The 12,267-nt window shown below is 42.9% G+C and carries 12 protein-coding genes; 6 read left to right on the top strand and 6 right to left on the bottom strand.

All coding sequences use genetic code 11. The annotated features are described in order from the left end of the window. Positions 1-1,068: 1,068 nt before the first annotated feature. Positions 1,069-2,289, top strand: coding sequence for an MFS transporter (locus WKT01_RS10290; protein WP_002584949.1), 1,221 nt, complete (start codon positions 1,069-1,071; stop codon positions 2,287-2,289). A gap of 80 nt (positions 2,290-2,369) precedes the next feature. On the opposite strand, the gene WKT01_RS10285 is transcribed toward WKT01_RS10290, so the two are convergent. Together WKT01_RS10285 and WKT01_RS10280 are read right to left on the bottom strand one after the other, a co-directional pair. Further along, positions 2,370-3,170, bottom strand: coding sequence for a helix-turn-helix domain-containing protein (locus tag WKT01_RS10285; RefSeq protein ID WP_002575858.1), 801 nt, complete (start codon positions 3,168-3,170; stop codon positions 2,370-2,372). A 78-nt stretch (positions 3,171-3,248) separates the two neighbouring features. After that, the gene (locus WKT01_RS10280) at positions 3,249-3,512 is read right to left on the bottom strand and encodes a hypothetical protein (RefSeq protein WP_002575859.1); all 264 of its coding nucleotides are present in this window, start codon (positions 3,510-3,512) and stop codon (positions 3,249-3,251) included. Positions 3,513-3,740: 228 nt separating this feature from the next. On the opposite strand from WKT01_RS10280, the gene WKT01_RS10275 reads away from it, so the two are divergent. The 5 genes from WKT01_RS10275 to WKT01_RS10255 all read left to right on the top strand — a co-directional run bounded on the left by WKT01_RS10275 (position 3,741) and on the right by WKT01_RS10255 (position 7,581). Then, positions 3,741-4,154 (top strand): cysteine-rich VLP domain-containing protein, encoded by a 414-nt coding sequence (locus WKT01_RS10275; RefSeq protein WP_002575860.1) that lies wholly within the window; start codon positions 3,741-3,743, stop codon positions 4,152-4,154. A gap of 111 nt (positions 4,155-4,265) precedes the next feature. Beyond that, complete coding sequence (locus WKT01_RS10270) at positions 4,266-4,661, top strand: replication initiator protein A (protein ID WP_002575861.1); 396 nt, start codon at positions 4,266-4,268, stop codon at positions 4,659-4,661. A gap of 173 nt (positions 4,662-4,834) precedes the next feature. Continuing rightward, complete coding sequence (mobV, locus tag WKT01_RS10265) at positions 4,835-5,779, top strand: MobV family relaxase (RefSeq protein ID WP_002575862.1); 945 nt, start codon at positions 4,835-4,837, stop codon at positions 5,777-5,779. A gap of 40 nt (positions 5,780-5,819) precedes the next feature. Next, on the top strand, positions 5,820-5,975 hold the full coding sequence (locus WKT01_RS10260) for a hypothetical protein (protein ID WP_002575863.1): 156 nt from the start codon (positions 5,820-5,822) through the stop codon (positions 5,973-5,975). Positions 5,976-6,069: 94 nt separating this feature from the next. After that, positions 6,070-7,581: a recombinase family protein gene (locus WKT01_RS10255; protein WP_002575864.1), complete on the top strand. Its 1,512-nt coding sequence runs from the start codon at positions 6,070-6,072 to the stop codon at positions 7,579-7,581. An 80-nt stretch (positions 7,582-7,661) separates the two neighbouring features. Here WKT01_RS10255 and WKT01_RS10250 read toward each other — a convergent pair whose 3' ends face one another. The 4 genes from WKT01_RS10250 to WKT01_RS10235 form a co-directional block, all read right to left on the bottom strand. Further along, positions 7,662-8,330 carry an ATP-binding cassette domain-containing protein gene (locus WKT01_RS10250; protein ID WP_270395076.1) on the bottom strand — a complete coding sequence of 223 codons (669 nt, stop codon included), beginning with the start codon at positions 8,328-8,330 and terminating at the stop codon, positions 7,662-7,664. 28 nt (positions 8,331-8,358) lie between these two features. Then, positions 8,359-9,060, bottom strand: a complete 702-nt coding sequence (locus tag WKT01_RS10245) for an AraC family transcriptional regulator (RefSeq protein ID WP_117974406.1) — start codon at positions 9,058-9,060, stop codon at positions 8,359-8,361. 914 nt (positions 9,061-9,974) lie between these two features. After that, positions 9,975-10,994 carry a virulence RhuM family protein gene (locus WKT01_RS10240; RefSeq protein ID WP_117974404.1) on the bottom strand — a complete coding sequence of 340 codons (1,020 nt, stop codon included), beginning with the start codon at positions 10,992-10,994 and terminating at the stop codon, positions 9,975-9,977. A gap of 235 nt (positions 10,995-11,229) precedes the next feature. After that, positions 11,230-12,267, bottom strand: a complete 1,038-nt coding sequence (locus WKT01_RS10235) for a DUF2971 domain-containing protein (protein ID WP_117974401.1) — start codon at positions 12,265-12,267, stop codon at positions 11,230-11,232.

Below are 12,267 nucleotides of genomic sequence, written 5' to 3'. Positions count from 1 at the left end.
ATTTTAAAATCACATTAGGTCAGTTTACAAGGAACTACACGCAGACCGTGAAACGGGCTGCTGACAACAAACGGCGCTATGCTCCCGGCTGGGTGCATAGCACCTGTTTGTTGCGGGGGTTTCCAAAGGGGGCAGCGCCCCATTTGGCACACGACTTTGCGGAGCAAAGTGTAGTGTGTTATACGCTCTGTCGGCGTTGCCCTGAAAATACCGTTGCCGCCGGGGAGGGCAAGGGCATTTGACGCGGCAGGAAAGCAGGGCTTTGTTTGGGGCTGGTAAGCCGGAAACAAAGGGCTGATTTCAGCAGCAGACAGGGCGTATTATGAAAGCCCCCGTCCCTCGTCCTCCGCCCCCGGCCTATGGGACAAAAAGTCCCAAAGCTCTGGACACCGTGACCAGATGTGTGGCCACACTCCGGGAAAAGTAGCAGGACGGCAGGAAACCGTCAAGGCTGAAATGAATGGGCTGACGCCCGGCCTTGACCGTTCCCCGCCGCCCCGCTGGATGGGTGGACAAGGTGGCCAATCCCTAAAAGTGTTTGGCCGCACTCGTTCATTTTGGGGCCTTTCTTCTCCCAAAATTGAAATGGGCGGGAAAGCCCTAAAATGGCTTTCCCGCCTTGATTACCCATTAGCAAAGACGGGCGAGACTGTCAACGGCGGCGCTGAAAGCGCCGTTCATCTTGACCGTTGACTGGCTCGCCTGGCTTTGCTACTGCCCGTAAGAGATGGAAAAACAAGATGGAAAACAAGGTTAAAAATGGTTGACAAGTCTATCGGATGTGTGTTATACTGTGCGACAGTTTGAGATTGGAAGGAGGCTTACGTGTGTTAATTTGTGTACGCTAATAAGCAATAAAAAGTAGAAGTACCTTTCCACATGATGGTGGGCTTTTTTTGCGTGCGTATGCAAAGGAACACGTAGGTTTGACACGAGCAGTCTTTGAACTGTATCGTGGTGTTTTTTCGTGCTTTGTTGTTATGCAGGCGTCTGCCCTCTCTGTGGGACAACGCCTGCTTTTTATTGCAGAAACAAAGGAACAATGCAATAAAAAAGGAGGTTCGCATTATGACCCAAAACAACAATTCATGGAGAAAAACTTATTTTACACTTCTTGCCGGACAAGCAATATCCTTTATTAGCAGCGGTATTTTGCAAATGGCCATTATCTTTTATTTGGTTGCGAAAACTAATTCTGCAATCATATTGACGGCGGCAACACTGATTGGATTTTTGCCGCAAGCCTGTTTAGGCCCGTTTGCAGGTGCTTTTGTTGACCGGCACAGCCGTAAAAGCGTAATGATTGGTGCGGATTTGATAATTGCCGCCGCTGGCGGTATTCTGGCGCTGGTGGCGTTTTACATGGAATTGCCCGTATGGTCTATTATGGTTGTCCTGTTAATCCGAAGTGCGGGAACTGCTTTTCATTCTCCAGCATTCAGCGCAGCAACACCTATGATTGTGCCAAAAGAGGAACTTACAAAATGCGCTGGTTACACGCAGACCATGCAAGCAGTAAGTGCGATTATCAGTCCAGCTGCCGCAGCGTTTTTATATGCTGTTTGGCCTCTTAATGCAATTATATTGTTAGATATTGTGGGTGCAATCCTTGCCTGTGTGACTGTTGCGATTTCGTCCATACCAACGCCTGAACTATGTCCAGAAACGAAAAGACAACAGTTTTTACAGGATATGAAAGAGGGGTATGTGGTATTAAAGCAAAACAGGGGCCTCTTTGCTCTGCTCTGGATTGGTGTAATTTATATGTTCTTTTATATGCCAATCAGTACGCTTTTTCCTCTCATCTGTATGTCATACTTCAAAGGAACACCGGCCCATGCCTCTGCCGCTGAAATTGCTTTTGCGGTTGGTATGCTGCTTGGCGGAGTCATTCTGAGCATTTGGGGCGGTTTTAAGAAACGGCGGTACACCATCGGTCTTTCCGTTCTCCTGATGGGCGTTAGCAATATGCTCTCCGGGCTTTTGCCGCCAGACGCATTTCTTGTCTTTGTTGTGTGCTGTACTGTTATGGGAATTTCCGCTCCATTTTACGGTGTGCAAAATGCGATTTTTCAAGAAACGGTCAAACCAGAATATCTGGGGAGAGTTTTTTCTCTACTGACAAGCGCCGCTTCCCTCGCCATGCCGTTTGGCCTTGTCATTTCCGGGCCTCTGGCGGAGCGGCTGGGAGTTGAGAAATGGTTTGTCATTTGCGGAATTGGCATTATCATCGTTGCGCTTGCCGTATTTTTACTACCCGGTTTGAGAGAGATTGACAATACGCAATAATCAACTGCACCTTTTTCTATTACTAAACAAAATGCCTGGATGGTGGTTCTGAAAAACCAGAACCGCCGTTCAGGCATTTTTTATCTTCGTCCTCTCTGCGGTTTTGGATTCTTCAGCAAGTCGGATTTTTCCGCAATCTTTTTCAGCCACTTCCGTTCTTCTACTGACAGCTTCCTAAAATTCAGCTTGAGCCGTTTGCAGATAAACGCCAAGTACGCTTGTTCCGTGTCGCTGTCCTGGCTGACGATTTCACCAGCAGTTTCCAGCATTTCTTTTAGCGGGTTATCCTCTGGGACGCTGAAAAAATCGTCCTTGTGTGTTTCCCGCAGAGCAAGGGCAATCCCGTTTATGTCCCGTTGTATCACATAGCGGCAAAACTCGTCCTCATCAATATGGGCGGTGATAAGCTGTCTTAACTGCGTATCACTCATGCCAGGATTATGCTTTTTTATAACAGTTGCGCTCATCGTGTCCACTATGGCGTTTGCACCCTGCGCCTGTTTCAGTGCCGTTCCGTTCACATAGATTTCAAGGTCAGCCATCAGCCGGGGGAAATCCGGGTGCGCCGCCAGCTCACACAGCAGGGTATTGTCTATCCTCCCGCTTTTCAGCAGGTCAATCATTTCATCACTCAAACGCAGGTCTGCAAGATCGGCGTTTGGGTGATTTTTCATTTCAGACAGCCCCAGCAGATAATCAGCGGTCACACCGTAAAACTTCGCCAGCCGGATAAGGGCATAGTGGCTGATGTCCTTGAAGTCTTCCGTTTCGTAACTGCCCAGCGCAGACTTGGAAAGCCCGGTCTGCTCCGCAAGCTGCCCCAGCGTCAAGCCACGCTCCACACGTAGGTCTTTTAATCGCTCTTGTATGGATAAAGACATATTCACCCTCCTTGCTAGCTCAACGAAAGAGAAGCCGTTATGCTATGTACTATGCTCATAGCATAACGGCATAGGCATTTACAGTTTTATTTTACCATTTGCTACATCTTCACGAAATTTATCAACAAGCTTCGCTGTCAGCTTGGATTTACCGTAGTGTTCAAGTACAAAAGTACGATAACTTTTTCCATCTACAAGCACATCACTTTTTCTGGTCAACAACCAATTTCCGTTACCTCCTCCCTGTTCTCTAATATTCCAGTCTTTCCCATATCTTTTATAGATTTCATCTTTTTTACCTTGAACAGACATTGATTCGCTTGGAATATAAACAATTTGCATAATAGCTCCTCCTTTATTTTGTGCAAGAAGACCAGAAACCTGAATTTGTCTTTTATCTTTTTTTGATTATATCACAAATCCGAGAGCGTGGAAATAGGGAGTTTTTCAGGCTGATTTCCTACCTCTTGGATATACGGCACAGGCGGTCAAAAAGGTGTAGACTTGGGATAGTTCATCGATGGACAAGCACCTTGGAAACAGAACACGCCAAAGAAAACGGAGGGACGCATGAGCAAAAGACCCTATCAACACCTGCCGCCGCTGGAACACAGGCCGGACGGCTCCCCCTACCGCATAACCCCGCCCCAGAAGAGACGAGCCAGCGGCCTGATACGCCGGGAGTGCTGCAACTGCGAGGACGGAAACTGCCTTGCGCTGGACGATGGCGACACCTGCGCCTGTCCGCAGATGATTTCGTTCTCCGTCTGCTGCAAGTGGTTCCGCTGGGCGGTCTTGCCGCTGGACAGGACGCTGGAAGCGGAGATTTACCGGGACAGGGACTTGAAACGCTGTGCGGAGTGCGGCGGTGTGTTCGTCCCGAAGTCCAACCGGGGCAAATACTGCCCGGACTGCGCCGCCAGAGTTCACAGGCGGCAGAAAACAGAAAGTGAACGGAAAAGGAGGTCTGCTGTGGACAGTTAAGAGCGGGAAAAGCCTTGATTTGCAAGGCTCCGCAAGCCCTCAACCGGGGCGGCTGGTATCATTTATCATTCGCCCCGGAAAACGGGCCTCTAACCGTCCACAAAACACGCTATGACAAACACGATTTATATTCACCAGCCGGAAAAGGCGTTCAGTTTCACCCGGCTCCCCAATTTCCTTTTTGAAGCACCCACATTCCAGCCCTTGAGCAACGAAGCGAAGGTGCTGTATGCCTTTGTCCTGCGCCGGGCGGAGTTGTCCCGGAAGAACGGCTGGGCGGACGAGTACGGGCGGGTCTACCTGTACTACCCCATCTGCGAGGTGGTCGCTTTGCTCCGCTGCGGGCGGCAGAAAGCGGTCAACACCCTGCGGGAGTTGCAGTATGCGGGGCTGGTGGAAATCCAGAAACAGGGCTGTGGAAAACCCAACCGCATTTACCCGAAATCCTATGAAGCGGTTCCAAACACCGACTTCAAGAAATCCGGTTATGGTACGCCGGAGGGCTGAAAACCGTACTTGGCGAGTACGAAAATCAATCCTCTTGAAGTACGGAAATCTGACGGTATATAGAAATACAGAGATTAAAACCATCTATTTACATTCATTCCATTCCAATCCTATCAGAGATATTTTCGGCGGGAAAACCCGCCGGAAAGGAATGGAATGGGGAAAGGAGTTCAATGGCACAACACGCAATTTTGCGATTTGAGAAGCACAAGGGCCACCCGGCGGGGCCGCTGGAAGCCCACCATGAACGGAAAAAGGAGCAGTACGCCAGCAACCCGGACATTGACACCAGCCGGAGCAAGTACAATTTCCACATCGTCAAGCCGGATGGCCGCTACTACCATTTCATTCAGAGCCGCATCGAGCAGGCCAGATGCCGCACCCGCAAGGACAGCACTCGGTTTGTGGACACGCTGATTACCGCCAGCCCGGAGTTTTTCAAGGGCAAGTCCCCAAAGGAGATAGCGGCCTACTTCCAGAGGGCGGCGGACTTCCTCATTGACCGGGTGGGCCGGGAGAACATCGTTTCGGCTATGGTACACATGGATGAAAAAACGCCCCATCTGCACTTGGTCTTTGTGCCGCTGACAAAGGACAACCGCCTGTGCGCCAAAGAAATTATCGGCAACCGGGCCAATCTGACGAAGTGGCAGGACGATTTTCACGCCTGTATGGTGGAGCAGTACCCCGACCTGGAGCGTGGGGAAAGCGCCAGCAAGACGGGCCGGAAGCATATCCCCACCCGGCTGTTCAAACAGGCGGTCAACCTCTCCAAACAGGCGAGGGCCATTGAAGCGGTTCTCTCCGGCATTACCCCGCTGAACGCCGGAAAGAAGAAAGAGGAAGCCCTCTCCATGCTGAAAAAGTGGTTTCCGCAGATGGAGAACTTCTCCGGGCAACTGAAAAAATACAAGGTCACAATCAATGACTTGTTAGCGGAAAATGAAAAGCTGGAAGTCAGGGCAAAGGCCAGCGAAAAAGGCAAGATGAATGACACGATGGAACGGGCGAAGTTAAAAAGCGAACTGGACGATATGCGGCGGCTGGTTGACCGTATCCCGCCGGAGATTTTAGCGGAACTGAAACGGCAACAGCGGCAGCATGGAAAGGAAAGGTGATCTTATAAGTAATATCAGATACAAAAAGGAAATCGAAATCGTGACTTTTCAGGGAAAGGAAATCACACTGGAAAATCTCTCCCCGGTGTTCACGCCGGAACAGGAAGCAGCCAAACGCCGGGAACTGGAACAGCAGCTTTATGAGGTGTTCCGCAAGTACGCCGACAAGCGGGAGAGTGAGGAAGCCGGGACATAAGGTTTTCCAAACCCATCATTGATTTGCGGGGCTGCTGGCGGTATAATAGAACTGTCAGCAGCTCCGTTTCTTTTTTAAGAAAAGGAGCGACAATATGAACAATCGGATAGACGCAATCTATGCAAGACAATCGGTAGACAAAAAGGACAGCATTTCCATTGAAAGCCAGATTGAATTTTGCAAATACGAGTTGAAAGGCGGTAACTGCAAGGAATACACAGACAAAGGGTACAGCGGCAAGAACACAGACCGTCCGAAGTTTCAAGAACTGGTGCGGGACATCAAGCGGGGCTTGATTGCAAAGGTCGTGGTTTACAAGCTCGACCGTATCAGCCGTTCCATTCTGGACTTTGCCAACATGATGGAGCTGTTCCAGCAGTACAATGTGGAGTTTGTGTCCTCTACGGAAAAGTTTGATACCTCCACGCCGATGGGACGGGCCATGCTGAATATCTGTATCGTGTTCGCCCAGCTTGAACGGGAAACGATACAGAAGCGGGTAACGGACGCTTACTACTCCCGCAGTCAGCGGGGCTTTAAGATGGGCGGGAAAGCCCCTTACGGCTTCCATACGGAGCCTATCAAGATGGACGGTATCAACACAAAGAAGCTGGTGGTAAACCCGGAGGAAGCGGCCAATATCCGGCTGATGTTTGAGATGTACGCCCAGCCCACAACTTCCTACGGGGACATTACCCGGTACTTTGCCGAACAGGGGATTTTGTTCCATGGCAAAGAGCTGATACGCCCCACGCTGGCGCAGATGTTACGCAATCCTGTCTATGTGCAGGCAGACCTTGATGTGTACGAATTTTTCAAAAGTCAAGGTACAGTCATTGTCAATGACGTTGCCGATTTTACGGGCATGAACGGCTGCTATCTGTATCAAGGGCGAGATGTAAAGGCCAGCAAGAAAAACGACTTAAAAGACCAAATGCTGGTACTGGCTCCCCATGAGGGTATCGTCCCCTCCGACACCTGGCTGACCTGCCGCAAGAAGCTGATGAACAACATGAAAATCCAGTCTGCCCGGAAAGCCACCCACACATGGCTGGCAGGAAAAATCAAGTGCGGGAATTGCGGGTATGCTCTTATGAGTATCTACAATCCCTCCGGCAAACAGTATCTCCGCTGCACGAAACGGCTGGACAATAAAAGCTGTCCTGGCTGTGGGAAAATCATCACTTCGGAACTGGAAGCGGTTGTTTATCAGCAGATGGTAAAGAAGCTGGCAAGCTACAAGACGCTGACAGGAAAAAAGAAAGCGGCAAAGGCAAACCCGAAAATCACCGCCCTGCAAGTGGAACTTGCCCATGTAGACAGCGAGATTGAAAAGCTGGTGGACAGTCTGACGGGGGCAAACAATGTCCTGTTCTCCTATGTGAATGTGAAGATAGCGGAACTGGACGGGCGCAAGCAGGAACTTCTGGCAAGGATAGCGGAGTTGACTGTGGAGGCCATCAGCCCGGAACAGGTCAGCCAGATTTCCGGCTACCTCGATACCTGGGAGAATGTATCTTTTGATGACAAGCGGCGTGTGGTGGATTTGATGATCACCACCATAGCCGCCACAAGCGACAGCTTGAACATCACATGGAAAATCTGACTGGCGGCACCCCTCCCGTCAGATACCTACCCTGTGTAGTCCCTTGTAAACTGTACTTTTTATAAGTTCAAAAATTTTTTTCATCGAAACACCTCATCATTTGTCTTACACAAGGCAAATCCATTATTGCCATCTATAAAGTAGTCATAAAAATCTTCTCCAACAAACTCCCCGTCATCTTCATGGCTCACTATTATTATTGTCCTGTCTGTATCTTTTGAACATCTCAGAAACTCTCCCAATTTTGTTTTCATCTCACCATCTAAACCAATAAAAGGTTCGTCTAGGATTAAAACTTTCCAATTACTTAGTAGCGTAGTTAGCAATAATACTATATTCTTCTCTCCAGTAGATAAATTCCCATATTTTTTATTTAATAACGGCTTAATTTTAAAAAAATCCGATAATTCGTTTTCATTACCATTATATTCATTGACTACTTTAAATAAATTAATGCACTCACGTACTTTCAAGTTTTTGGGTAACGCTGTGTCTACAAAATATACTGAGAAGTACTTAAACAATTCTTTTTGTCTGATTTCATAATTTTTTGTTCCAACGTACTTTTTAATAACTCCCGAATCATATTCCAAAATTCCCAAAATGCATTTTATTAAGGTTGTTTTCCCGCATCCATTTCCGCCCAGCAATTTATATGTGCATCCACTCTCTAAATTGAGATTTATGTTTTCTAATATTTTCTTTTCTTCAATTTTTTTGTTTAATGCCGTTATCTCAATCACATTCATAAAACTAAACTCCATTTTTTAATTATTTTCATTCTAAAACCGGTTTTACCGGTACCCATAATTCAACGTTATATCCTTTATCAGTATTTGAAAACACTTCAAAATCAATATCACCAGAATACGCCAAAGATTCTTCTGGCAAAAAAGATCCAACCAAATATTCCCATGCGCCATGTATCGCACTAGGCGTATTTCCTTTTATCTCTACAACTGCATATTCATTGGCATCAACTGATATTTTCGTGAGATGTTCATATTTTTTACTATTTTCTTCTAGTAAGTATCCAAGAGTATATCGAAAATCATTATCTTCCTTATCTATGTAAAACATTCCATAAATTTTCTTATTTTTACAGAATATAGGATCACACAGTCTTAACTCATTTAGCATTTCTTCCCAAATTTCTTGTTTCATCATTTCGGGCGAAATTTTTTTCGTAAGTCCAATAAAATCCATATGATTCATATTTCTTAGTGTAATTTTATATTCCTCACCGCCTTTAGCAGTAACAGAAAATTTCATCAATGGAAATATTTTCACCTCAAGATTTCTACCTTTAATAACATCTATTGGGCTCACACCATGAAACCTTTTGAACGCGTATGAAAAAGCTTCCGGTGAACTATATCCGTACTTAAAGAAAATATCTGTTACTGAATTTTTTTTGCTTTTCAGCTCAATAGCAGCTTTACTTAATCTTCTATTCCTGATATACTCTCCAAGTGGCAAGCCCTATAATACAGAAAAAACTCTAGCAAATACTCTATATGAATATGTCGTTATATTATATATTTCATTTTCATCTATCCTTGAATCTAAATTACTTTCAATATAATCCATGGCTAGATTAAATCTTTTTAGTATATTCATTGTCATTACTAATCCCTCCTTGTTTATTTAATTTTAAACTTTTTACTCATTATCCGCCCAATAAATTTCGTACCAAATTTATTAGGTTTTTATCAATTCACACAAAAATCTCGACACATTCTGAAATCAATATTATTTTTAAGCTAAAATTTGAAATGCTAGACTTTAGATGAGTTTCCTTGCAATTTGAATCTTTGTTTTTTATGAATAATTGCGGAATCTCTTCATATTGATATCATCAAGATTATTAAATTCACATATAATAGGCACTTTTTATATAATGATTCTATTTAATGTTTGTATATCTATATACGCATTATTTTCATGCTATAGCAAGTTCTATTTTCACCATCTTGCTCTATTATCTTAATTTGACATGTCCTAATTCCTCTTGCTTCTTTGTGATGAGTACATCATGATAATTACTAGTTAGTTATTAAAAATTCTCAATTCAAAAAATCACAGATAACAGTTTCATAGTCTCAATATCTCCATAACCGCCTTTGACAATATTTCTGTAGTTTCAATATACACAAAAAGCAGTTCCATAGTTACAACCTTCTATTTTTCAGTAGTCAGAACTGTTGTCAAACGGTCAAAAAAGGGATTACAACAATCATTTCAAAATGAAACAATTTATCGAAATCCCTTGATTTCAAGCCTTTTTATACAGTTTAGTCTTTCACTCTTGACATTAAACAGACAGTCTCAATATGTGTATCATTGTCCAAACTCGTATTTTTACCAACTTCTAAAAATCTCTTTTATGAAAGTTAATTCTTACTATTTTTCTTTACTGTGCTGTGAATATTTTTAATGCTTTCCAAATATTCCTCTTCAACTGGCGACAAGTTCTGTACCTGGTATTTTCTATACTCTTCTGTTGCTTTTTCAATTGCCTGTGCATGACTAATCGTTCCGGCTCCTTGCAACACTTTTTCTCCTGTAGTTTTTAAAACATTGTCTAAGTGCTCCACATAATCCGACATATACATGGGATTGTGGCGCATAGCCTGAATCTCCGCAAAATCAAAATATCCCGATACAATATTATTTAGTATCTTTAACTCTTCATCATTAAGATAATTTTTTGCAATACTGATATCTTTCAATACAGGAAAATCACCAGAAAAACTTTTTAATCCCATAAAAGGCTGACTGGCGTCCGCACGCTCGTATATAACTTCTGCTGCCGTGTGCCCATGTGCTGCATAGTGTAATTTATTTTGTACCATTTTAAAAAACGCAATGGATTCACTACTCTTTGGATCATAATCAACACTTGTTGCATAAAGATCTAATACTTGTCGGTACATCACTTTTTCAGATGAGCGGATATCCCGAATACGATCTAATAACTCTTTCCAGTAATTACCCCCACCCAGATTTTTCAGTCGTTCATCATCCATTGTAAAACCTTTTATCATGTACTCTTTTAATCGTTCAGTAGCCCATCGACGGAAATTAGTTGCAATTTTGGATTTTACACGATAGCCCAGAGAAATAATCATATCAAGATTATAATGGATTGTATTATAGTTTTTTCCATCAGCCGCAGTTGTTCGGAATTTCCGAACAACTGCGGCTGCCTCTAACTCGCCTTCTTCAAAGATATGTTTAATATGCTCACTGATATTAGATTTACTGGTTTGGTAAAGCTCACATAATTGTGCCTGTGTAAGCCAAACAGTCTCATCTTGAAATTTAACATCAATTTTCGTCTGCCCATCTTCAGTTTGATAGATGAGGATTTCGTTCTCTACCGTATGTAAGCTGTCTCCGAATCTCTTCATTTTTCACCATCCTATCATTCCAAACCATTTATTGATATTTTCTCAAAATTTCATTTCATATTACGATTTAATAACATTTACTTTCTCTTTTAAGGTTTCAGAAAACAGTTCATATTTCATGTCTCACTAAAATAAAAACACGATAAAAATGCCTATGAAATATCTCTAGTTCCTTTTTATTAAGAATTACGACTTCATATACTGTCATGATATCTTTAACTGCTGCATTTTCCCTCTAACTGTATTTCCTAACAGGAATATTAGAATGAACAATATGTATATCTTCCATTTGATTCATCCACAATAATTCTTTGATTCCTAATTCAAATATATCACTCTCTTCTTTAATGTAAGGATTAATGACAATTCGTTTTACACTACTTTTCCTAAATTTGTAATCTACATAGGGTATCAATATATTACCACGTTTAAATTGCCCTTTTTCTACAATATCACCGAGACATTCCTTTCGTAACAGTAATTCTTCTGGAATCCTTAATACAATTCTGTATTCATTTTCACATTCAAAATATTCATTTTTAAAAAAGCATCTCATATTATTTACCGCCTCTTTAAAGGCAAATAATATATAACCTTGGTATTTTTTAATATCATCCTTTGCTTTATTATATACTTCTTGCAATCTATTAAGTAATTCGATTATACATTTTTTCTTATCTTCGTTTTTATAGATAACAAGTCCTCTATGAATTGCAATGCCATTTTCTAATTCATCACTGCTGTTTACTTCTGAACTATTGCTACCATCAAATATATTCCATGAATGATTGAATACTATGTTGACTCCTTCCCTAGATTGGGCATAATAATTCCACATACTAAGTGCATCAATATCTGTTGAAAAGGAACATGTATATGTTCTGTATGTTTTTATTTCATATTGATGAGTGATATTTGAATGCCCTATATAAGATTGTTGATATTCTTTTAATTCTTTCATCTCATCACTCTTAAGAATCAATTTCTGAAAATCAGCATTATATGAACCATTCATAATCACATTTTCTATCCACAACAAAATTTCTACAAATTCTGTTGAATCATTCAAAAATCGAACATCACTAAACCTTAAACACTCCTTATTTAAAATTGCTTTAAGCGTATCTACCGTACAATAGTGACATATTCCAGTCGCTTTGTTCGCAAAACCATCTGGCGCATACATTTCTATGATAGTCTGTTCTTTATACGGAGTATTTAAAAAATGACTCATCGCTATCCCCATACATTCCGCAATAATATTACTTAACAT

This window comes from Mediterraneibacter sp. ICN-202921, assembly GCF_037890075.1.
Classification (GTDB): domain Bacteria; phylum Bacillota; class Clostridia; order Lachnospirales; family Lachnospiraceae; genus Mediterraneibacter; species Mediterraneibacter massiliensis.
The sequence above is the reverse complement of the archived record's forward strand: the minus strand, read 5'-3'. Positions and strand labels throughout refer to the sequence as shown.